Here is a 22,391-nt window from a genome sequence, read left to right on the forward strand (position 1 = left end):
CAAGTGTAGGTCAGATTTGTCACAAAGTGGCTAGAGCATATTGTTCATTAATACGGTAGAATCGCCCCTTAGTGTTTTAAACGTCAAGATTTATTTACAGTGATTAAAAAATATTAGGAATTCAATATGCTCAACCTCAAGGATCCCAGTTTACTTAAACAACAATGCTATTTGAATGGCGAATGGGTTTCGGGTAAAGAAACCATAGATGTCACTAATCCAGCGACAGGCGAGGTGATTGGTACAATTCCACATTTAGGTCAAGCTGAAACGGCTAAAGCCATTGCCGATGCAAATGCGGCGTGGCCAGCATGGCGTAAAAAGACCGCCAAAGAACGCGGAGCTATTCTGCGCAAATGGTATAACTTGATGATGGAAAATCAAGATGACCTCGCTTTGATTTTGACCGCTGAACAAGGTAAACCGTTGGCTGAAGCCAAAGGTGAAATTGCTTACGGCGCATCATATATAGATTGGTTTGCGGAAGAAGGAAAACGCATCTATGGTGAAAACATTCCATCTCATATGGCCGATCGTCGCTTGATGGTGACGAAAGAGCCAATTGGTGTTTGCGTTGCCATTACGCCTTGGAACTTCCCCAACGCGATGATTACCCGTAAAGCAGCACCAGCCTTGGCAGCTGGCTGTCCAATGATTGTTCGCCCTGCGGATTTGACGCCTTTTTCCGCTTTAGCCATGGCTGAATTGGCGCACCGTGCTGGCGTGCCTGCTGGCGTATTCCAAGTCATCACAGGAAAATCACGCGTCATTGGTGCAGAATTTACTTCAAATCCAGTGGTTCGTAAACTGACGTTCACTGGCTCAACTGAAGTAGGGCGCGTTTTGATGGAGCAATGTGCGCCCAGTATCAAAAAAGCCTCAATGGAACTCGGTGGTAATGCACCGTTTATTGTCTTTGACGATGCTGATTTAGATGCGGCGGTTGAGGGGGCCATTGCCTCTAAATACCGCAATGCAGGTCAAACCTGTGTTTGCGCCAACCGCCTTTATGTGCAAGACGGTGTGTACGACGCTTTCGCCGAAAAGCTTGCAATCGCCGTTGGTAAACTCAAAGTGGGTAATGGCGTTGAAGATGGTGTCACCCAAGGGCCAATGATTGATGTAAAAGCCATGGAAAAGGTAGAGGAGCATATTGCAGATGCCGTTTCCAAAGGGGCAAAAGTTCTTCTTGGGGGTAAGCGTCACGCCCTTGGACACTCATTCTTTGAACCCACTATTTTGACTGGGGTGACCCAAAACATGGCCGTTGCCAAAGAAGAAACTTTTGGGCCTATGGCGCCATTGTTCCGTTTTTCAACCGAAGAAGAAGTGATTAAGTACGCCAATGATACTGAGTTTGGTTTGGCATCGTATTTTTATAGCCGTGACATTGGTCGTATATTCCGAGTGTCTGAAGCTTTGGAATATGGCATGGTTGGCGTCAACTCAGGCTTAATTTCAACTGAAATCGCTCCATTCGGTGGTGTCAAACAATCTGGTTTAGGCCGCGAAGGTTCTAAATACGGTATCGAAGATTACACAGTGATTAAATACACATGTTTGGCAGGTTTGGACAAGTAGTTTGTAACAATTAAAATTGAGTCACTTAAAAAGGCGGTTTATACCGCCTTTTTTGTATTTATAGCAGTGTTGCAGATTTTATTATTTTAAATGCCATTGTTTTCAGTGCTATTTTTTCAAGCACAAGTATTTTTCTTATTATGTATTTAAAATATACTTAAAATTATTTTATATATCGCATTTTGGTTTATTCTGTAGTAAAATAAATACATTATTAGTTTATACTTAAATCTTTTTAAAATAAAACGTCTTATGGTGCAACTAAAATACCGAGTATGTCTGTTGTCGGCTTAAAAACACGTCACTTAGATTGCTGGACTAACGGCTATACCCTTTTGGAAACGCTGATGGTACTTGCTATGGCGGCGATTATTTCAGTGCTGGTCGTGCCAAATTTTCAATATTTACTTGCTCAGCGTGAAGTGGATAGGGTGGCCGCACAAATGGCACAGCAGATGGAGACCGCTCGGGTGTTTGCGCAAGCCAATGCAGTCGAGGTGGTGGGTTGCCCTGTGACATCTAACCAGTCCAAAGCGGTTGTGGGTGTAGTTGCTCCGTGTTTATCTTTGGCATCCAACCAAGCGTGGCACGCTTGGATTTGGTATGTGAAAGGGGAAGGTAATGTTTTGATGCAAGTGCTTGCACGGAGTGAAACTGTGCCTGCGGGGGTGAGCCTCACAACGGGGGGGCGGATGCATATTGTGTTTGGGGCACAAGGTTTAGCGACGGGATTTAATGGAACAATTACAGTTGCCTCAGCTCAGGCGATGACGGTACGAAGCATCAGCCTAGCGAGTACAGGGCGAGTGACGCTCAACTAATATGCAAAAACAATGAGTCCATTATTCATGTCATCCAAATTTTTAGATCGTTATCAAACAAAATCCAGCGTTCAACAGTTGGGTTTTAGTCTGATAGAGGTTCTGGTCGCAATGTTAATTGCCGCAGTGGTGGTAGGTGGTGTGATGCTGGCTCATGCTCAAAACTTACGGCAGAGTCATGACAATATGTTGTTGAGGCGGGGGCATTTGATTTTGAGTAATTTATCTCAACGCATGCTGGTGAGCCATCAAGAGGTTTTACTTGGATATTACGATGATGGCTCTGTCAGTAAATCCAGTTGGGCGCAGATGAATGATTTACCCGCAGTACAAAGTCAAGCAAAGAATGCGGGTTTGACTAATGCACAATTTTCAATCGCTCATGTGGGCGAAGGTGTTCGGCGAATAACCCTGCAATGGAAGGCGCATGATGTGCGTCATGCGGTTTGGCGAAAAAACTGCGGAGAGGTTGTTTTGGGGATGCATTGCCTTGACATAGATGTGGGTCCTTGATGCGAAATTCTGTTTGTTATTTTCCCAAGCAGGCTGGGTTTACGTTGCTCGAGTTGTTGATAAGTTTGTCCATGGTATTGCTGGTTGTCGTTGGTGTACAGATGTTTACATCAGGTGTTGTTTTCGATCAAAAGAATATCAGCGAAGATCACGATCAATCGACGCAGACGCGTATTGCGTTGACTAATATTCAGCGAGACGTTGCGCAATCAGGCTTTTATCCATTATTAGTAGATGCTGGATTTGATGATGAGGCGAAATCGCTATTTTCAAAAACACAGAAAAATTATTTAGGTGTTCAACTGGTTTGTTTAAACAATGGCGTCTGTACAGGTTTGAATGTAGGCAGTATACAGCCCGTCGGCTCGGCGACTGATTGTAACGGCAATGGCAGTGGCGCAGATGGGCAGCTGACGGCGGAGCAATATGCTAAAGGTGGGAGCTTTTTACCTGGTACTGATGTGCCGGTGTTCTCAAAAGACGGCAAGTGGGCGATTGTCTACAATCAATATAGTGTAGATAGCGTCCTTGACACCTTAACCTGTCGAGGCAGCGGGGCATCTGAACGCAATGGTTATCGTGCACGCTTAAGTCATTTGGCGAACGACAATGCCAGCGTTCATTACACGGCGGTCACTAATGATAATTTAGGTCTGAGCAAGCGCATGACAGCTCCTGCAAATCGCTTGGTGAGCTTGTGCATCATCACGTTAGAAAATGCAACCGCTGCCCCAGCCGTACCTGTCGATACCGATTGTGCAGGCGGTGCTTTGTCTCCTGCGGGCGTAGGTAAGGCGTATGTTAAAACTCATATTGACATGCCTGTATATACAGAGTCGTTCATTGCGGGTGCACCATGAGCGCGTTTAAAAAGCAAGGAAGCCAAAAAGGTTTTGTCATCGTTGTTGTGCTTGTTACTTTATTGATTCTGACTGGGGTTGTGGGCAGCTTATTGCAAAACCAAAGTTTATCTTTGAAAGAAACGTCCAATATATTGGCCGCTGCGCATAATGAACAGCGCTCTCATGGGATTCATCGTGCGTGTTTGGCACAACTGCGCCGTGATTTACAAGGTATGAATTTAAAGCCAGCTACACGTTCAATTTCTTGGGTGCAAGGAGGGATGAATCGGATGTCCACTCAGGTGAATGGTGTGGTGGCTCAATGTATGCTCGATGTCGTCACTCTTCCTGCCATTGGACAGCAAGAGTGGTTGCCTGTATTGCGTTTAACCACAAAATCTGGAGGCTACACAGAAATAAGTGAATTGCGCTATCCGTCTTGTATAAAAACAAATTGTGTTTATGCCAATGTCAATATTGAATTGTTAAATTCAAATCAGCAGTTACAAACAGTCAGCCCGACTTTTCTATTGGGCGGACAGGTTCAAGTGGCTTGGCATCGTTAGGAGTGTCTTATGAAAAATAAAACTAATCATCAAGGCTTTACATTATTAGAGTTGTTATTGGTTATTGCAATCATCGCTATACTGGCGATGATTAGTGTGGGTCGTTACCAGAACCATGTGATGGTCTCGAATCGATGGGCCGCGCAAAGTATGCTACTTTTGGCTCAACAGCAAATGGAGCGAGAGTTCTTACGTTCCAGCACCTATGAGGATGCGACTGTAGAAAAATTATCCGTGTCTGCTCAGGCTGCACCCTCACATGTTTTAAGCATCAGAAACGGAAGTCTAGGGCAAAATACCTATATTTTGGATGCCACACCCAAAGCCATCGATGCCCTCTGTGGCGCGTTGAGCATTGACCAATCAGGCTTACGCCAAGCCGCTGTATTCGCAAATTCAGAGCAGTGTTGGCAATAATCGGATTAGATAAAACTCAACACTCTCAATTGAAATCACGTTTAATAGTTTGTTTTACTAAAAACCTGCAATAGCACCGTTTGCAGGTTTTGTTTTTGCGCCAAAAAGCCAAAAAAATCAGCTATAATCAGTCAGAATTTATCATTTTTTGATGTGCCTCACTGTGTGTAAGACATCAAAAAAACGTATAAACAATCAAATTATGATTCTTATACATAAACAGAAGGGTTTTTTATGGCAGGTAGCACTTTTGGACAGCTTTTTAGTGTCACCAATTTTGGTGAGTCACACGGGCCTGCGATAGGCTGTGTGATTGATGGCTGTCCGCCAGGCTTGGCCTTGTCTGTTGAAGACATTCAGCCTGATCTTGACCGTCGCCGTCCAGGCACGTCACGCCATGTGACCCAGCGGCAAGAGGCCGATCAGGTTGAAATTTTATCAGGTGTATTTGAAGGCAAAACCACAGGTACGCCAATTGCTTTACTTATTCGTAACCAAGATCAACGCAGTGCCGATTATGGTAATATTGCCGTTCAATTTCGCCCAGGTCACGCTGATTATACCTATTGGCATAAATATGGTGTTCGCGATTATCGTGGGGGGGGGCGCTCTTCGGCGCGCTTGACCGCCCCGATGGTGGCTGCGGGAGCCGTAGCAAAAAAATGGTTGAATGAGAAGTTCGGTGTCGAATTCTTTGGTTGCATGACGGCATTAGGCAACATTGATATTCCTTTTCAAGATTGGGATTACGTCCATCAAAATCCTTTTTTTGCAGCCAACAAGGACATTGTTCCCGCGCTAGAGGAATATATGGATGGACTGCGTCGAGAGGGCGATTCAGTCGGCGCACGTCTTATGGTCGGTGCAACCAATGTCCCTGTAGGTTTAGGTGCGCCTTTATTTGACAAACTGGATGCTGATATTGCTTACGCCATGATGGGCGTCAATGCCGTTAAAGGTGTTGAAATGGGTGATGGCTTTGATGTCGTGCAACAGCGCGGCTCACAGCACGGAGACGAAATGCCACCATCAGGCTTTAAATCCAATCACGCGGGTGGTGTCCTTGGCGGTATATCTACAGGTCAACCTGTGGTTGTCCATGTGGCGATTAAGCCAACATCGTCCATTCGTATTCCACGCGAATCAATGGATGTTCATGGCAACGCTGCAACAGTTGAGACTTTTGGGCGTCATGACCCATGCGTAGGAATTAGAGCCACCCCGATTTTAGAGGCCATGTTGGCTTTAGTTTTGATGGACCATGTTTTGTTGAATCGCGCTCAAAATGCCGATGTGCGGGTGACAACCCCAGTTTTGCATTTGGACAGTGGAACTTAAAATGAATTTTATGAAAACAAAAATAGCATCAATTGTTGCTGCATCTTTATTGTTAGCCTCATGTGGCACACAGCAGGTAACCACCACCGATAACGTGGTTGGTGTTAATCGCAAGCAGTCCTTCTCTATTTCATCGCAGGCCATGAATGCTCAAGCCGCTAAAGGCTATGCTGAAATGGTTGCCGATGCGCGTAGCAAAGGTCTACTAAATACGGACAAAGCATTAACGGCACGAGTTCGTGGCATTGCCAACCGCCTCATTGCCAAAGCACCTGTGTTGCGGCCAGATGCTAAGACATGGGCGTGGGAGGAAAATGTTTTTACCGATAAAGAAATCAATGCGTTTTGTTTTCCAGGCGGCAAGATTGGTGTGTACAGCGGTCTAGTGACGCGCTTAAATTTAACAGATGATGAAATTGCTCAGGTCATGGGGCACGAAATTGCTCATGCTTTACGCGAGCATAGCCGCGAACAGGCCACGCGCAAGCAAGGTGTTGACTTCGTTGCTGGCATTTTAGGAGCGGTTGGACAGGCCTATGGTGTTTCAAGTGCAGGTCAATTGGCTTCAATTGGCGCAGATGTCGGTTTTAATTTGCCTTTTAGTCGAACCCATGAAACAGAGGCTGATCAGTTAGGACTAGAATTGGCCGCGCGTGCGGGTTATAACCCGGATGCTGCGGCTAAACTTTGGGAAAAGATGCAAAAAGTTGAAGGTGGCGGGGTTCCACAGATTTTGAGTACCCATCCCGCTCCCGAAAATCGTCAAGCTAACTTGCGCGAACTGGCTGATAAAGTTCGACCGCTTTATTTAGCTTCAAAAAAAGCACAGTAAATTTTTAGTTTTTGATTTGGAATAAAATGAAAACATTGTATGACAAATTGTGGGACATGCACGTCATTCGTACTGAAGATGATGGCACAGCACTGATTTATATTGACCGTCAACTTTTACACGAAGTCACGAGCCCACAAGCGTTTGAGGGCTTGCGTTTAGCCTCTCGCCCCGTGTGGCGACTGAATGCCAATTTGGCCGTGTGTGACCATAATGTGCCGACCACGGAGCGATCGCAAGGTAATGCAGGCATCGTTGACCCGATTTCACGCATTCAAGTAGAAACTTTAGATAAAAACTGCGATGAATACGGCATTACAGAATTTAAAATCAATGACATCCGTCAGGGGATTGTGCACGTCATTGGACCCGAGCAAGGCGCGACCTTACCAGGAATGACCATTGTTTGTGGAGATTCTCATACATCAACGCATGGCGCTATGGGTGCATTGGCTTTTGGTATTGGCACTTCTGAGGTTGAACATGTGTTGGCCACCCAGTCGATGATGATGAAAAAAGCTAAAAACATGCTGGTTCAAGTCGATGGTGTGCTACCCGCAGGTTGTACCGCCAAAGACATTGTACTTGCCGTTATTGGTGAAATTGGTACGGCGGGTGGCACTGGCTATACGATTGAGTTCGCAGGTTCAGCCATTCGAGCTTTGAGTATGGAAGGGCGAATGACGATTTGTAACATGGCAATTGAAGCGGGTGCGCGAGCAGGCTTGGTGGCTGTTGATGAGCTAACAATCAACTACATGAAAAATCGTCCGTTTGGACCTAAGGGTGCAGAATTTGAATTGGCTGCACAAGTTTGGCGGACTTTGCATTCAGACGAGGGGGCAACCTTTGACGCGGTGGTGAAGCTACAGGCTGAACATATTAAACCGCAAGTCACATGGGGTACATCGCCTGAAATGGTCGTGGCGGTGGATGCTCAAGTTCCTGACCCAGAGCTTGAAAAAGACCCCGTTAAGCGTGATGCAATGGAGCGCGCTTTGGCTTATATGGGATTAGAGCCACGAGTGCCAATGACATCAATTAATGTAGACAAAGTTTTTATTGGCTCATGCACAAACAGCCGTATCGAAGACATGCGCGCGGCGGCATGGGTTGTTAAGCGCTTAGGCAAAAAAGTTGCTGGTAATATTAAACAGGCTTTGGTTGTCCCTGGTTCGGGTTTGGTTAAAGCTCAGGCTGAAGCAGAAGGCTTAGATATTATTTTTAAAAATGCGGGATTTGAATGGCGTGAACCCGGTTGCTCTATGTGTTTGGCCATGAATGCCGATCGCTTAGATGCGGGTGAGCGTTGCGCCTCAACTTCAAATCGCAATTTTGAAGGTCGTCAGGGGGCAGGTGGACGCACTCACTTGGTTAGCCCTGCAATGGCAGCTGCCGCGGCGATAGAAGGGCATTTTGTTGATGTTCGCTTGTTGGCATAAGCTATGTCTGCCTGACTTTTGTGAAAAAACAGTTTTTTTGACTAAACAGTGATTGGTCAATATTTGTAATTTTTTAGGAGTAGAAAAAATGCGTAAAATTATCGCTTTATCAATCTTTGCTACGGTTGTATTGGCAGGTTGCAATACATTCAAAGGCCTTGCCAATGGCATAGGTAAAGATGTGTCGGCTGTCGGCGGTGCTGTGAAAAAAGGCGGTGATTATGTGCAAGAAAAAGTACCTGCGCCAGGTACGACTGCGCCTTCTAGCAATACGAATACTGGTTACTGATATCTTTGCGCATCAACCGTTTTATCAAGGTTGATTTTAAAACGCATTGCTGTCTTTACCGCAATGCGTTTCCCGTTTTTGATCATTGAAAAATTTATGGATAAATTTATCGTACATAAGGGCTTGGTGGCGCCATTGGATCGCGAAAATGTTGATACTGATGCGATAATTCCCAAGCAGTTTTTAAAGTCTATTGCTCGCACTGGTTTTGGTGACAATTTGTTTGATGAATGGCGTTATTTAGATGTGGGCCAGCCAGGTCAAGACAATAGCCAGCGCCCAATAAACCCTGATTTTGTTTTAAATCAACCCCGTTACAAAGGTGCAAGTGTTTTAATCGCGCGTGATAATTTTGGCTGCGGTTCGTCGCGTGAACATGCACCGTGGGCTTTGCAGCAATACGGTTTTAGAGCTGTTATTGCCCCTTCGTTTGCAGACATTTTTTTTAATAACTGTTATAAAAATGGTGTGTTGCCCATCGTTTTGAGTGCGACGCAAGTGGATAAGCTGTTTCATATGACGGCTGCGTTTAATGGCTTTGAGGTCACGATTGATTTGCCCGAGCAGGTAGTTCGAGCGGGGGACGAGACGTTTCAATTTGACATCAGTACATTTCGTAAATATTGCTTAGTGAATGGTTTTGATGACATTGGTTTGACGTTGCGTCATGCTGAAGAAATTAAAGCTTTTGAGACAAAACACTTGACCTTATACCCTTGGTTAAATAAAACAGCTTGATCATATACAAGGTGAGCACAGCTCATCATTATTGAAAAGAATGGGCGCGGCTCATTTTACGGTTTGGAATTTTAGACATGACACAAAATATTTTACTTCTCCCAGGTGACGGTATTGGCCCTGAAATTATGGCGCAAGCGGTTCGTGTGCTCAATAAACTCAAAACAGATGGTTTAGATATTCAATGGGACACTGCTTTGATTGGGGGCTGCGCAGTAGACGAAACGGGTAACCCTTTCCCTGAAGAAACGCTAAAAAAATGTCGTGCAGCGGATGCGGTGCTACTTGCGGCAGTGGGCGGGCCTCAATATGATTCATTGCCACGAGAACAAAGACCCGAGCGTGGTTTATTGGCCATTCGTAAAGAAATGCAAGTGTTTTCTAATTTGCGCCCAGCCGTGGTTTATCCAGAGTTGGTCGAGGCCTCAACGCTGAAGCCTGAGGTGATTGCGGGGTTGGACATCATTATTGTGCGTGAGTTGGTCGGTGATATTTATTTTGGCGAGCCGCGTGGTATCGAGCAACGAGTGACTGAAAACGGCGAAGAACGCGTTGGTTTCAACACCATGATTTACAATGAAACTGAAATTCGTCGTATTGCACACAGTGCTTTTAAAACAGCGCAAAAGCGCAATAAAAAGCTGTGTTCAGTTGATAAAATGAATGTACTCGAAGCAACGCAGTTATGGCGTGACGTCATGATTGAAGTGTCAGCAGAATATCCTGATGTCGAGTTGACTCACATGTTGGTTGATAATGCAGCGATGCAGCTGGTGCGCAATCCTAAGCAGTTCGATGTCATGGTCACGGGCAATATGTTTGGTGATATTTTGTCTGATGCCGCTTCTATGTTGACAGGCTCTATTGGTATGCTACCTTCGGCGTCATTGGATGCCAATGGTAAAGGGTTGTATGAACCGATTCATGGTTCGGCGCCTGATATTGCAGGCAAAAACTTAGCAAATCCGCTGGCGATGATTTTATCTGTTGCCATGATGCTGCGCCACAGTTTGAATCAAACTGAAGCAGCCGACCGCGTTGATAATGCGGTTAAAGCGGTTTTGGCTAAAGGCTATCGCACGGGCGATATCATGACTGAAGGCGGTATAAAAGTCGGTACAGTAGAAATGGGCGGTGCTGTATTGGCTGAGATGTGATGGACATCACTAGCGAGTTGGTCAATAGGATTTAATTTTTAAGTATTTTTGGAGTGAGTTATGCAACGAGTGGGTTTGGTCGGTTGGCGCGGTATGGTTGGTTCTGTTTTAATGGATCGTATGCTGCAAGAAAAAGATTTTGAACATTTTGAGCCTGTTTTTTTCAGCACATCAAATGCGGGTGGTGCTGCGCCCAGTTTTACTAAAAGTGATGGCGTTTTACATGATGGCAGCAGTATAGATGCCTTAAAGACTTGCGATATCATTGTGACCTGTCAAGGTGGTGATTACACCAACGCGATATTTCCAAAATTGCGAGCTGCGGGTTGGAATGGTTATTGGATTGACGCAGCCTCATCGTTGCGCATGGACGATAATGCCATTATTGTGCTTGACCCTGTCAATATGAATGTGATTCAAGATGGTTTGGCAAAAGGCGTTAAAAACTACATTGGAGGCAATTGCACAGTCAGCTTGATGATGATGGCATTGGATGGTTTGTTTAAAGCCGATTTAATTGATTGGATGACTTCCATGACGTATCAGGCTGCTTCTGGCGGCGGTGCTGCGAATATGCGTGAGTTAATTTCACAAATGGGTTTATTAAATGCAGAAGTGAGCGATTTATTGGCTGACCCGCGTTCAAGCATTCTTGAAATAGATCGTAAAATCGCAGCTAAAATGCGTGAACCAGACTATCCCGCAGAGCATTTTGGTGTGCCATTGGCAGGTGGTTTGATTCCTTGGATTGACAAGGACTTAGGCAACGGTCAATCTAAGGAAGAATGGAAGGGCGCGGCTGAAACCAATAAAATTTTAGGCAAAACAGCGGGGCAATCAGGTTTTATTAATGTTGAGGGGTTATGTGTGCGTATCGGTGCGATGCGTTGTCACAGCCAAGCATTGACGATTAAGCTGAAAAAAGATGTGCCTTTGGATGAAATCAACGACATGTTGGCTCGAGCCAATGACTGGGTTAAGCTCGTTCCGAACGAGCGAACTGCATCAATGAATGATTTAACGCCTACTGCGGTGACGGGTACTTTGACCGTTCCAGTTGGACGCTTACGCAAAATGGCCATGGGTGGTGAGTATTTATCAGCATTCACAGTTGGTGATCAGTTGCTGTGGGGTGCGGCAGAGCCTTTGCGTCGTATGCTGCGCATTGTTTTGGCGTCGTAAGCGATTAAACAATGGTGTTTAACTGTCTCGCCGTCATTTTTAATAAAGTGGCGGCGTGCTCTTTTGGGATTTGACATGAAAACTAAATATAACGCTCGGATAGCATTTAAAGTAATGGTTGCAACAATAGGTGTTGCAGGTGCTTTGGTGTATTCTTCAGTAGGTGCGCAAGCCACGAGCATACAAAGCCATGTCAATGCAGTTGAAGATGGTGCGGTTACGATGGTTATTCAAAAAGGCAATAACGTCCGTGATATTGCAAAAAAATACTCTCGAACCCATAACGTTCCTTTTAATCAGACCTTAGAGAAATTGATTGCGGCAAATCCCAACGCTTTTGCAGGCGGTAATCCAGATGTTTTGATTATAGGTTCAAAATTTGTTTTACCATCTAAAACTGATTTACTCGGTCAAGCTAAAACGCAAGACGTTCAGGTGAAGCCTAAAGCCTCTGGAAGCGAGAGTGCATCTGTGGCGCCTCAAGCCGCATCCGTCACCATGGTCACGGAGTCTCCACTCAAAATTGAGTCTACTCCTTCTGACAGTAAAACAACGACAGAAGCTGCTGTTGTGTCTACACCTGTTGCAACAGAGGCTTTGTCTCAAACATCGGCTGTCGTCTCTGACGCTGAGTCTAAAACGTTAACCCCTGCGTTGACAGATTTGTCTTCTGTCTCTAAATTAACTTGGGATACCATGATTGCCGTTCCAGTTTGGGCCGTCGTTGCACTGGTTGTGGTTTTGTTGATATTGCTTGCGAGTCTTGTTTATCGCTGGTCTCGCAATACAAAAACGGTTTTAAGTGAAGATACTAAAAATGACCGTTCAAACATGTCGTTGGCGGATGAAAATGGCAATCAAATCTCAATGATTGCTACACAGCCTCGTGTTGATGTCAAATTAGCAGGCAATAATCTCAAAACCGAGTTATCAACGGAGCGCAATGAGCAAAAAGAGGAAGTGAGTTCAGTGGTTGAATCTCTGGTCGCTCAAACCGAATCGGTTGTTCAATCTGAAAGCGGCATAACTCAATCTGCTCAGGATGTTAAAACCAATTTACCTTTTTCATTTCCATACTTAAATACGGCAAAATATGGTTTACCTGTAGCCATATTGCCTGTACGCAGTGACGAGGATGAAACCGTTGATTTAACAACCGCTGTAAAAACTCCGCAGACGACTGAACATAAGTCATCGGTTGATGAAACCCATCTGCAACCAAAAAAACATGATGAGCAAGCTGAAAACCATCCAGAAATCGATGCGTCAACGACTTCTTTTAGTAGCGGTTTGGATTTAGATGTGACTGGATTTATGAATCGCTATGTTAATCCTGCGTTGCAACAAGCGCCAACTAAGCCATCATTTAACCTGTTGGATTTCGAAAGCATGCTTGACCCCACCTACTTGCAATCATGGATGAATCAAAACACGCCTGAAGCGGTGTTGACTCGTGCACAAGAGGCACACGATGCGGGCTATGACCAAATTGCTGAACGCATGCTCGCAGATGTTTTATTCCGTGGAGATGCAGAGCAGTGTACCCTAGCGGCACAGTTGCGCAAGAAGTGGTTGAGCCACGGGTATGTATAATGCCGCGCATCGCACTCGGCATTCAATATGACGGCACGCCTTTTCAAGGTTGGCAGTCACAAGTGCATGGGCTAACAGTCCAAGACACTTTACAAACAGCCTTATCTCAATTTGCTACACTACCTTTGTTCGTCCAGTGCGCTGGACGAACAGATGCTGGTGTACATGCTTTATCGCAGGTGGTACATGTTGATGTACCTTTTGAACGAGATGAGCAGTCGTGGATTCGAGGAACAAATGCATTTTTGCCTGAAACCATTGCGGTACAGTGGGCAAAAACTGTCCCTGATGACTTTCATGCTCGTTTTGATGCCTTCAAGCGAACTTACCATTATGTGATTTATAATCATCCAACACGCTCGCCGATTTGGGCCAATCGTGCAGGCTGGTTTCATCGACAATTAAATGCCGAAAAAATGAATGCTGCTGCACAGGCTTTAATTGGTGAACATGATTTTTCGGCTTTTCGTGCCTCGCAATGTCAAGCCAAATCGCCGATAAAAACCATGCATTCGATTAAGGTCCAGCGAATGGGTGATTTAGTTGTTGTCAGTGTGACTGCAAATGCTTTTTTACACCACATGGTGCGCAATATTGTTGGTAGCTTGATTTATGTCGGCATGGGTAAGCAAGAAGTGGATTGGCTCGGTTTTTTATTGACACAAAATAACCGAAATTTGTCTGCTCCCACGTTTTCCGCCAGCGGACTGTATTTAGCCGCTATCCATTATGATGAGCGTTTTGGCTTGCCTTTGCCGAATGACGATGCCAGTGCGTTAATTGGGTTATAAATAATGAGAACTCGTGTTAAATTTTGTGGCTTCACCCGTGCGCAAGACGTTCATGCTGCGATTGAAGCAGGGGCGGATGCGCTGGGTTTTGTATTGTATGACCAAAGTCCGCGTTACATTGAACCTGAACGTGTGGCTGAGTTAGTTAAACACATTCCTGCTTTTATCAATACCGTGGGTTTATTTGTCAATGCGGCAGCGGATGGTATTGTCAGCATAATGAATCAAGTTCCTTTGCACACGGTTCAGCTGCATGGTGATGAAACGTGGTCCTTTGCGACGCGGCTGGAACGTATTTTACAACGCCCCGTGATTAAGGCGGTACGTGTCAATGCGCAGACGGACTGGGCTGAAGTGGCTGCTCATATTCATCAAGTGTCTGGTGTTTTACTTGATGCCGATAGTGTTGGTTATGGTGGTTCAGGGCATCAGTTTGATTGGCAAGTCATTCCAGATAATGTGCGTGAAAAAATTATTTTGAGTGGTGGTCTAGGGCTTGATACGATTAGCCGTGCGATTCAGACAGTTCGACCTTATGCGTTGGATGTATCTTCGGGGATTGAATCAGGCGTTAAGGGCGTGAAAGACAAAGATAAAATGCACGCATTTATACAGCGGGTACAAGCAGCGGACGCTAGACAATAATGTGTTCGTTGTATCTGTGTTGAGATACAAGACAAAAGAGCCTCTGATGAGGTTACTTGAACATTTAAATGGATATTTAAAATATTAAGGATTTTAAAATGTATAACTTTCCTGACATCAACGGCCATTTCGGTGTGTATGGCGGTCGCTTTGCTTCAGAAACCTTGATTCCCGCCTTGGATGAGTTACTTGAAGCTTACAAAACCATTGTGCCAACCAAAGCGTTTCAGGATGAATATGCTTACGAACTTAAGCATTTTGTTGGTCGTCCATCTCCGATTTATCATGCCAAACGCTTGTCATCCGAAAATGGTGGTGCACAGATTTACCTTAAACGTGAAGACTTAAATCATACGGGTGCGCACAAAATTAACAATGTGATTGGACAAGCCTTGCTGGCTCGCCAAATGGGCAAACCCCGTGTCATCGCAGAAACGGGAGCAGGGCAGCACGGTGTCGCCACAGCCACAATCTGCGCACGATTTGGTTTGCAATGTGATGTTTATATGGGCAGTGAAGATGTTGCGCGTCAAGCTGCCAATGTTTATCGCATGAAATTACTGGGTGCGCGAGTTATTCCTGTTGAGTCGGGCTCAAAAACTCTAAAAGATGCTCTGAATGAAGCCATGCGCGATTGGGTATCGAACGTGGAAAATACGTTTTATATCATTGGCACTGTGGCGGGACCACATCCATATCCTGCCATGGTTCGTGATTTTCAACGCATCATCGGTGATGAGTGTTTGACGCAAATGCCAGAAATGATTCAACGCCAACCCGATGCGGTGGTGGCTTGCATTGGCGGTGGCTCAAATGCAATGGGGATTTTTTATCCGTATATTCCACATGAAAATGTGCGACTGATTGGGGTCGAGGCTGCGGGTGATGGCTTGGATTCACCGCGTCACGCCGCCAGTCTAAATAAAGGCAGTGTCGGCGTGTTGCATGGCAATCGCACCTATATTTTGCAAGACAAAAATGGTCAAGTGACCGAGACACACTCTGTTTCAGCTGGACTTGACTATCCTGGCGTAGGCCCTGAACACGCTTACTTAAAAGACATTAAACGCGCCGAATATGTTGGTATTAGTGACAATGAGGCTTTGGAGGCTTTTCATACGTTGTGCCGTGTAGAAGGGATTATTCCTGCACTTGAGTCTTCTCATGCGGTGGCGTATGCCTTGAAATTGGCGAAAACCATGTCGCCTGAGCAGGTGCTTTTGGTCAATTTATCAGGTCGCGGAGATAAAGATATGCACACCGTTGCGGAGCGGGGCGGACTGGTTTTGTAAAAATTTTTCCTAAAGCATTTATCCTTTGAATTCTAAATACATTAAAGCCTGCTGAGAGTTTTCAGCAGGCTTTAGTTTTTTAAATTTTTTTAAATCGCATTAATAATCAATAGGATGAATATTAATAATGGTAAGCAGCGTCAGAGAGCGCTTCCGAAAATTTACTCAAACAAAATAAGCTGTATTTTTATTTATCATTATTAATTATTTTTTTGTTTTAAATTGACCGAACGGTCTGTTTGAATTAGAATGGCTTCCTATGAACCAAAAACATGACCGACAAGAGGCGTTAGAAAAAGGATTGCAACTCCTCTGCGAAAATAGCTATCACAACATTGGCGTCAATCTGATTTGCCAACAGACAGGTATGACCAAAGGGGCTTTTTATAACGCATTTAAAAGCAAAGAAAATTTTTTAATAGAAGTGCTCAATGTATTCGCGCAGTCGAGTTTAGAAAGAATTCGATACCAATTGTCTTTTCCACCTGAGCAACCTGCCGTTGAACGTTTGAAAAATTTTTATATCCAAATGCTGGAGCAACAGCCTTCACTGAACTTTGCGGGCTGCTTTGTTAATAACATCATGTCAGAGCTTGGGGCGCAAAATGAGGCCGTAGCAGAATGCACCTCCTTATTGTTCAATAGTTTTGTACTGGCGATACAGCCTTGTGTATTAGAGGCGCAAGAACAAGGGGCTTTTGATAAAAATTTATCGGCCAAAGATATAGCACAGTTACTGCACGCCAGCTTCTATGGCGCCTTAACATGTGCTAGAGGTTTGCGCCAAAACCACCAAGCCATTACAAATATGAATTTGCTGTTCAAAAGCTTAACCACATCTCATTAACTTATATTCATTAAAAAAGGAAACACATGTCGTCATTGAGTCAAAAATATGGTCCTTGGGCGCTGGTAACGGGTGCAACATCGGGCATTGGTGAAGAACTTGCTCTACAAGCCGCTGAAAAAGGGCTGAACATTGTTCTTGTCGCTAGAAACAAAGATGAGTTAGAACAATCAGCGCATAAAATCATGACAAAGTATGGTGTTCAGACACATAGTATCGCCACAGATTTGTCTAAACAAGACGATATTGCTCGTTTGTTTGAACAAACCCAGCATCTTGACATTGGCTTATTGATTCTCAGCGCGGCGGTCGAAGTGACTGGCGCATTTGAAAAAAATGATTTGGCCCGTGAGTTGCAAATGATTGATTTGAATGTCAAAGCGACCATGCAGTTAACTCACCATTATGTCAAGCCGATGGTTGCGAGAAAACAAGGTGGTGTCTTGATGTTGGCGAGTCTTTCAGGTCAAATGCCCAATCCGTATTTGGCGAGTTACGCGGGAACAAAGGCATACGTGATTAATTTTGGTGCTTCTCTCTATGGGGAACTTAAATCTAAAGGCGTTGATGTCACGGTCTTGTCTCCAGGTTTGACTATTACGCCAATGTCGAAAGCTGTGCCTGTGGACTGGAATAAAACACCCATGAAAGCAATGGAAGCCAGAGATGTTGCAGCAGTAGGCCTAGGGGCGATTGGTAAAAAAGCCCTTGTTGTTCCCGGTGCTCGCAATACCATGATGGCGATTATGTCAAAGTTAACGCCTGTGGCTTTGGCAAGTAAAATGAATGCAGTGATGATGCGTAAGGCCATTAAACCAGAGTTACTTTAATGAGTAAAACTTGCAAATTATTCTGTATGTAATAAATAAAAAATAAAAGCAGATTTGTGGCAAGGCGCAAAGAAAAAGAGTTCTAACTTTATTGATTAGAACTCTTTTTTCGCGCGTTTTTATGATGTATCAGGACTAAAATTTTGTAAGCGTCCGCCCCAGCCACCTTGAACTCGCCTAAATAACCTGCGATATTGTGTGCTCCATAAATTACAGGGGCGCACATGTCAAACTCAGCACTACCAAGCAAACGTAGCCATCCATGCAAAGGGATGAGCAAAGCTGATTACCGCGCTTATCGACAGCATCACGTCAAACTATGGCAAGCCAGCGGTTTGTTCAGTGCGACGTTTGTCCCCGTGCGCCTTCAGCGCGTAGCTCAATCACAGAATCTACTTCAAACTTAAGGGCAAATCGAGTTTATTTGTCTTTAAAAAACTAAAATTTTGACTGTTGTCTCGTTGTGTAAACAGTGCCTCACTCAACACTTTTTGTTCAAATTCATTGCATTGATTTTTTAGCCAATTTTTAAAGATATTCAGTTTAGGGCTGTTGTGACTACGATTGGGCCAGAGTAAATGGTAGTTTGAACGGTGTAAGGGCATGTGAGGCGTGACTTTTTTAAGCCAGCCTTGCTCTATCCAAAGGGCTACAATACTCAAGCGGGTCAGTATGCAATCAACAGCACCATTGCGTAAAGCCTCCATGGCAAGGTTGGAATCATTGACAACCAGTGTTTCACTGACGCTGATGTTTTCTAAATTGGCGGTAACAGACCAATTTGCCAAATCTTCATTTGCTAAAATAGCCGTGCCAAGACTTAAAGCATCTGCTGTGTTTTGTGTGGCAGTGTAACGGTCATAATTATCTCTTGCGACCAGCAACTGCCAGTCGCTCATGATTTTTTCAGTGTGTAAGCCTTGCATTCTTACTTCACCAAACCTAATAAGACAGTCGATAGAAGAGTCCTCAAAGTCTTGCATGTCTAATGAGGCTATTAGTTCAATTTTCCAATCAGGGTACTCTTGCCAAAACAGAGGTAAGCGAGGCACCAGCCAATGTGTTGCAAATGATGGAATCACTCCAATGGTTAAATATTCACTTTGCTTACGTTGGGTGATGCGCTCTGTGATTCCACCGATTTGTTGTAATGATTGACGTATCTGATAAGCGTATACTCGGCCATCATGGGTTAAATCCATGCGTCGGGCGCGGCGGTCTATGAGGGCTATGCCAAGGTGTTTTTCTAGCAAACGCACTTGGTGACTGATTGCGCTGTGTGTGACATGTAGCTCTTCAGCAGCGCGCGTGACGCTGCCAAGTCGGGCGACTGATTCAAAAGCGCGAAGGGCCGTAAGTGGAGGTAGACTAAACATAATAAACTCATTTTAAGTGAAAATAATTCACATCATAAGTGAAAACATATCGATTGGCATTTTTCGTTTATATACTTAATATATCTCGGTGAAAGTAAAAATAATTGCATTTTATTATTTTTCATTCTATGGGGATGTGTTAATTTTTTTCACATTTAAATTAAGAAGTGATGTTATTTATATCACGATTGTATTGGAGATTATATGTCTGACTTAACGTTATATGTCGATGCACCATACACCAGCCCTTGGGCAATGTCGGTCTTTGTGGCTTTAACAGAAAAACATTTGCCGTTTAAACTTATAACGGTTGATTTAGAAAAGGGCGAGCAGCGTGACATCCCGTCGTTGACTTATCGCGTTCCGACTTTAGTGCATGGTCATTTTTCATTAACAGAGTCCAGCGCGATTACAGAATATTTGGAAGACCTTTTTCCAGAGCATGCGATGTATCCAAAAGATACCGAGAATCGAGCACGAGCAAGACAAATCCAATCTTGGATACGCAGTGACTTATTAATTTTACGGCAGGAGCGTTCAACCATTGTTGTGTTTTACGAACCCACCACGACCCCTTTATCCGCTCAAGCGCAAGTGGCTGTGCAGAAGCTATTTAAAGTGGCAGAGGAGCTGCTGTCGCATGGCGGGGAGCATATTTTTGCAGAATGGAGTCTAGTTGATTTAGATTTGACAATCATGCTCAATCGGTTATTGCTCAATGGCGATGATGTGCCTCCACGCTTAGCAGCGTACGCCCGTCGCCAATGGCAACGCCCATCCGTGCAAGCGTGGTTAAATTTGTTGCCCACCCAATTGGGGGACTAAAACGCTTATTTTGATTCAAGATAAAGATGAATCAAGGCTCAGGCACGTGGATTGTTTCCTTCACGTGTTTGAGGTTAACAATAATGGTGAATGTCATGACCACGAGCATCGCCCATGAGCTCCATTTGCCAATATGGACGGTTGCCCATGCCCCGATTTGGTTGGGGTATCGCCATACCCCCAAAAATGTACCGAGATTTTCAGCCAGCCATATAAAAAAGCCCGTTAGAATGAAGCCTAGTAATAGTGGCATCCAGCGGTCTTTGTCATAAGGGCGAAAAATCACGCGTGTGCGCGAGTACAAGCCGAGTACAAATGCGCCGATGTACCAACGATAGTCGCCAATGTAATGGTGCGTGAAAAAATTGATGTAGATGAGCAAGGCTGCTATTGTGGCAAGCCAATACGAGGGATGATGGCGGATGCGCATGTCGAATAGTCGCCATGCTTGAATAATGTAACTGCCGACCGCAGCGTACATGAAGCCCGAAAATAAAGGTACGCCGAGTACTTTTGTATAAGCAAAATCTGGGTATGACCATGATTGAACGTTACCAGAGACTTTAAATGCTTCTAGTGCAAAGCCCACCAGATGAAATACTGTGATGGCTTTGAGTTCGTCCCATGTTTCAAGTTTAGTCCAGACCATCCAACCCTGAATACTGAGCGCAATGATGAGCAGTACATCGTATTTGGGAATACCTAATACACCTGTTTTAGGTATGACCATGATGGAGGCGAAAAATAAACCTGCAAATAAACAGGCGCGGGCGCACTTTAAACCAAAAAATAAAAATTCAAAGACAAAACGCTTAAATCCTTTAAGTTGAGGCTGTTCGGGATGATTGATGAGCCACTCATCAATTTTTGATAATTGTGTGTTCATGTTTTTTAAATAATGTGAGGTCGATTACTCACGAGGTTTTTTTGATTCTGTTCTGTTTGTGGAAAGTACAGAGTTAATTGAGCACTTAATTCAGAGATGACCGTTTGGATCCCGTTAGCCAAGTTTTTTTCTTGTATGGCAAGGTACAGGATATGTAACCATGCGTTCCATTGTGCTTCGTCGATGATTTGAGCGCATGCGCGGTCAGCGACGATTTCAATACGGCGTTCGGCCAATAAAAAATACAGCAATACGCCGTTATTGTCTGATGTATCCCAAACTTGCATTTTGCTAAAAATAGACCAGGCACGCTCACGCGAGCATGCTTGACGCCTGAGATATGACCAAGGCAAGCGAGTTTCGAGCGCCACTGCGATTTCAGCCGTGTGATGTGTTTCCGATGCCTCTATAAGTTGAGCAATGGTTTCTAAGTCATGGCTGGATAGTAGCTTTTTTAAACGCCAAGATGGGGTGAACCAATGACGAAAAAGTCGGTTGGTATGTTCAAAAAAAGTCAAATTTAAAGGGCTAAAATGTTTCATTACCAACCTCCTGATGCGCCACCGCCGCCAGCATCACCGCCGCCACCTGAGCCACCCCAGCCGCCACCGCTGAAACCACCATGTCCTCTACCACCGAAGCCATCTCCCCAAAAAACATCATGGCCTTGGCGTGACGAGTTTTGATTAAATCGAGAGCGTGTGCTGCTGCGTTGTGTCGCCAGTTGCGTATAGTGTTTGCCAAAAATCGTGATGGCTAAACCGACAATCCCAGCAATCAGTGCGGCGACACTGATCAGGCTAGTCATGTCGAGTGCGATAAAACCTGTGATGGCAGCGGCAGTGGGTACCACCAATAAACGATTGGTGGACTTGGCGATGCCAGAGCCGATGAAACTGGCGGCGAGGGTGAGCATCAGCAGGGGTGTCCAAACGTCGTTTGTATCATTGTTTTTGTTTTGGGCCGCCGTGGCTGTGGGTGGGGGGAGTTGTTCCCCATCAAGCAATTTTTCGATTTGTGTGGTGGCGGCATCTAAACCTGCGGCAAATTGCCCCTGACGAAATGCAGGTTGCATTTGTTCATTAATAATCCGTTTGGCATAGGCATCAGGGATTGCGCCTTCAAGCGCACGCATGACGTACAGATGCATTTTGCGATCGTTTTTAGCAACGACAATCAGTACGCCGTCACCCACGCCTTTTCTGCCCAGTTTGTAGGTCTCAGCAGCGCGTTGAGCGTAACTGAACACATCTTCTGGCGCGGTCGTGGGCACAATGAGTATCCCTATCTGGCTGCCTTTGTTTTTTTCATATGTTTTAAGTTTGGCATCGAGTCTATCCAGTTCAGCGGCAGAGAGCGTATTGGTCTCATCCATGACCAGTGCTGTCAGGGGCGGAATGGCTTGTAAATTTTGCGCCCGTGCCACTTGGATGGTGCTGAATAACAATGTCCAACTCAACAACAGCGGCAAGACACGATAAAACCAGCGGTATGTTATTTTTTTCATGTGAAAATATTTTCTTCTGCGGTATGGCTCTTTCGCCGCCATTGATTTTTACTCTGCTCGTTCTGAGGTGTTTGGTTTGTT

25 protein-coding genes are annotated in these 22,391 nt (G+C 44.8%); 21 read left to right on the forward strand and 4 right to left on the reverse strand.

Annotated features, from left to right (window positions below):
• Positions 1-126: 126 nt before the first annotated feature.
• The 20 genes from gabD to DFR44_RS04830 all read left to right on the forward strand — a co-directional run bounded on the left by gabD (position 127) and on the right by DFR44_RS04830 (position 18,123).
• Positions 127-1,581: an NADP-dependent succinate-semialdehyde dehydrogenase gene (gene gabD, locus DFR44_RS04735; protein WP_133619561.1), complete on the forward strand. Its 1,455-nt coding sequence runs from the start codon at positions 127-129 to the stop codon at positions 1,579-1,581.
• 275 nt (positions 1,582-1,856) lie between these two features.
• Positions 1,857-2,402 (forward strand): GspH/FimT family pseudopilin, encoded by a 546-nt coding sequence (locus DFR44_RS04740; RefSeq protein WP_133619633.1) that lies wholly within the window; start codon positions 1,857-1,859, stop codon positions 2,400-2,402.
• A 12-nt stretch (positions 2,403-2,414) separates the two neighbouring features.
• Positions 2,415-2,915 (forward strand): type IV pilus modification PilV family protein, encoded by a 501-nt coding sequence (locus DFR44_RS04745; RefSeq protein WP_133619562.1) that lies wholly within the window; start codon positions 2,415-2,417, stop codon positions 2,913-2,915.
• Positions 2,915-3,775 carry a PilW family protein gene (locus tag DFR44_RS04750; RefSeq protein WP_133619563.1) on the forward strand — a complete coding sequence of 287 codons (861 nt, stop codon included), beginning with the start codon at positions 2,915-2,917 and terminating at the stop codon, positions 3,773-3,775. Before DFR44_RS04745 ends, DFR44_RS04750 begins: the two co-directional genes overlap by 1 nt.
• Positions 3,772-4,323: a hypothetical protein gene (locus tag DFR44_RS04755; protein WP_133619564.1), complete on the forward strand. Its 552-nt coding sequence runs from the start codon at positions 3,772-3,774 to the stop codon at positions 4,321-4,323. Before DFR44_RS04750 ends, DFR44_RS04755 begins: the two co-directional genes overlap by 4 nt.
• A gap of 9 nt (positions 4,324-4,332) precedes the next feature.
• Complete coding sequence (locus DFR44_RS04760; protein WP_133619635.1) at positions 4,333-4,740, forward strand: type IV pilin protein; 408 nt, start codon at positions 4,333-4,335, stop codon at positions 4,738-4,740.
• 234 nt (positions 4,741-4,974) lie between these two features.
• Positions 4,975-6,078, forward strand: coding sequence for a chorismate synthase (gene aroC, locus DFR44_RS04765; protein ID WP_133619565.1), 1,104 nt, complete (start codon positions 4,975-4,977; stop codon positions 6,076-6,078).
• A gap of 10 nt (positions 6,079-6,088) precedes the next feature.
• Positions 6,089-6,910: a M48 family metallopeptidase gene (locus tag DFR44_RS04770; protein WP_133619566.1), complete on the forward strand. Its 822-nt coding sequence runs from the start codon at positions 6,089-6,091 to the stop codon at positions 6,908-6,910.
• Positions 6,911-6,936: 26 nt separating this feature from the next.
• Positions 6,937-8,352, forward strand: coding sequence for a 3-isopropylmalate dehydratase large subunit (gene leuC / locus DFR44_RS04775; RefSeq protein ID WP_133619567.1), 1,416 nt, complete (start codon positions 6,937-6,939; stop codon positions 8,350-8,352).
• A gap of 88 nt (positions 8,353-8,440) precedes the next feature.
• Entirely contained in the window at positions 8,441-8,641 is a 201-nt protein-coding gene (locus tag DFR44_RS04780; protein ID WP_133619568.1) for a hypothetical protein, read from the forward strand.
• A gap of 96 nt (positions 8,642-8,737) precedes the next feature.
• Complete coding sequence (gene leuD, locus DFR44_RS04785; protein WP_133619569.1) at positions 8,738-9,379, forward strand: 3-isopropylmalate dehydratase small subunit; 642 nt, start codon at positions 8,738-8,740, stop codon at positions 9,377-9,379.
• A 77-nt stretch (positions 9,380-9,456) separates the two neighbouring features.
• Positions 9,457-10,536: a 3-isopropylmalate dehydrogenase gene (gene leuB / locus DFR44_RS04790; protein ID WP_133619570.1), complete on the forward strand. Its 1,080-nt coding sequence runs from the start codon at positions 9,457-9,459 to the stop codon at positions 10,534-10,536.
• A 60-nt stretch (positions 10,537-10,596) separates the two neighbouring features.
• The gene (asd, locus tag DFR44_RS04795) at positions 10,597-11,718 is read left to right on the forward strand and encodes an aspartate-semialdehyde dehydrogenase (RefSeq protein ID WP_133619571.1); all 1,122 of its coding nucleotides are present in this window, start codon (positions 10,597-10,599) and stop codon (positions 11,716-11,718) included.
• Positions 11,719-11,793: 75 nt separating this feature from the next.
• Positions 11,794-13,311 carry a type IV pilus assembly protein FimV gene (locus tag DFR44_RS04800; protein WP_133619572.1) on the forward strand — a complete coding sequence of 506 codons (1,518 nt, stop codon included), beginning with the start codon at positions 11,794-11,796 and terminating at the stop codon, positions 13,309-13,311.
• Positions 13,311-14,102 carry a tRNA pseudouridine(38-40) synthase TruA gene (truA, locus tag DFR44_RS04805; RefSeq protein WP_133619573.1) on the forward strand — a complete coding sequence of 264 codons (792 nt, stop codon included), beginning with the start codon at positions 13,311-13,313 and terminating at the stop codon, positions 14,100-14,102. The genes DFR44_RS04800 and truA overlap by 1 nt, the downstream gene beginning before the upstream one ends.
• A gap of 3 nt (positions 14,103-14,105) precedes the next feature.
• Complete coding sequence (locus DFR44_RS04810) at positions 14,106-14,747, forward strand: phosphoribosylanthranilate isomerase (RefSeq protein WP_133619575.1); 642 nt, start codon at positions 14,106-14,108, stop codon at positions 14,745-14,747.
• Between the two features lie 98 nt (positions 14,748-14,845).
• On the forward strand, positions 14,846-16,039 hold the full coding sequence (gene trpB, locus DFR44_RS04815) for a tryptophan synthase subunit beta (protein ID WP_133619577.1): 1,194 nt from the start codon (positions 14,846-14,848) through the stop codon (positions 16,037-16,039).
• 259 nt (positions 16,040-16,298) lie between these two features.
• Positions 16,299-16,886, forward strand: coding sequence for a TetR/AcrR family transcriptional regulator (locus DFR44_RS04820; protein ID WP_133619579.1), 588 nt, complete (start codon positions 16,299-16,301; stop codon positions 16,884-16,886).
• A gap of 26 nt (positions 16,887-16,912) precedes the next feature.
• Positions 16,913-17,716: an SDR family NAD(P)-dependent oxidoreductase gene (locus DFR44_RS04825; protein WP_133619581.1), complete on the forward strand. Its 804-nt coding sequence runs from the start codon at positions 16,913-16,915 to the stop codon at positions 17,714-17,716.
• A 224-nt stretch (positions 17,717-17,940) separates the two neighbouring features.
• On the forward strand, positions 17,941-18,123 hold the full coding sequence (locus tag DFR44_RS04830) for a hypothetical protein (RefSeq protein ID WP_133619583.1): 183 nt from the start codon (positions 17,941-17,943) through the stop codon (positions 18,121-18,123).
• On the opposite strand, the gene DFR44_RS04835 is transcribed toward DFR44_RS04830, so the two are convergent.
• The gene (locus tag DFR44_RS04835; RefSeq protein WP_133619585.1) at positions 18,109-19,092 is read right to left on the reverse strand and encodes a LysR substrate-binding domain-containing protein; all 984 of its coding nucleotides are present in this window, start codon (positions 19,090-19,092) and stop codon (positions 18,109-18,111) included. The two genes, DFR44_RS04830 and DFR44_RS04835, sit on opposite strands and share 15 nt — an antisense overlap.
• A 204-nt stretch (positions 19,093-19,296) precedes the next feature.
• Here DFR44_RS04835 and yfcF point away from each other — a divergent pair, with 204 nt between their 5' ends.
• Positions 19,297-19,917, forward strand: coding sequence for a glutathione transferase (gene yfcF / locus DFR44_RS04840; RefSeq protein ID WP_133619587.1), 621 nt, complete (start codon positions 19,297-19,299; stop codon positions 19,915-19,917).
• A gap of 31 nt (positions 19,918-19,948) precedes the next feature.
• Here the strand turns inward: yfcF and DFR44_RS04845 are convergent, their stop codons facing one another.
• From DFR44_RS04845 to DFR44_RS04855, 3 genes are read right to left on the reverse strand one after another with little or no spacing between them, the layout of a single operon-like run.
• Positions 19,949-20,803: a DUF817 domain-containing protein gene (locus DFR44_RS04845; RefSeq protein WP_133619590.1), complete on the reverse strand. Its 855-nt coding sequence runs from the start codon at positions 20,801-20,803 to the stop codon at positions 19,949-19,951.
• Between the two features lie 5 nt (positions 20,804-20,808).
• Complete coding sequence (locus tag DFR44_RS04850; protein ID WP_133619593.1) at positions 20,809-21,345, reverse strand: TPM domain-containing protein; 537 nt, start codon at positions 21,343-21,345, stop codon at positions 20,809-20,811.
• On the reverse strand, positions 21,345-22,310 hold the full coding sequence (locus DFR44_RS04855) for a TPM domain-containing protein (protein ID WP_162845165.1): 966 nt from the start codon (positions 22,308-22,310) through the stop codon (positions 21,345-21,347). Before DFR44_RS04855 ends, DFR44_RS04850 begins: the two co-directional genes overlap by 1 nt.
• Positions 22,311-22,391 lie beyond the last annotated feature (81 nt).

Source organism: Hydromonas duriensis (genome assembly GCF_004363775.1).
Lineage (GTDB): Bacteria > Pseudomonadota > Gammaproteobacteria > Burkholderiales > Burkholderiaceae > Hydromonas > Hydromonas duriensis.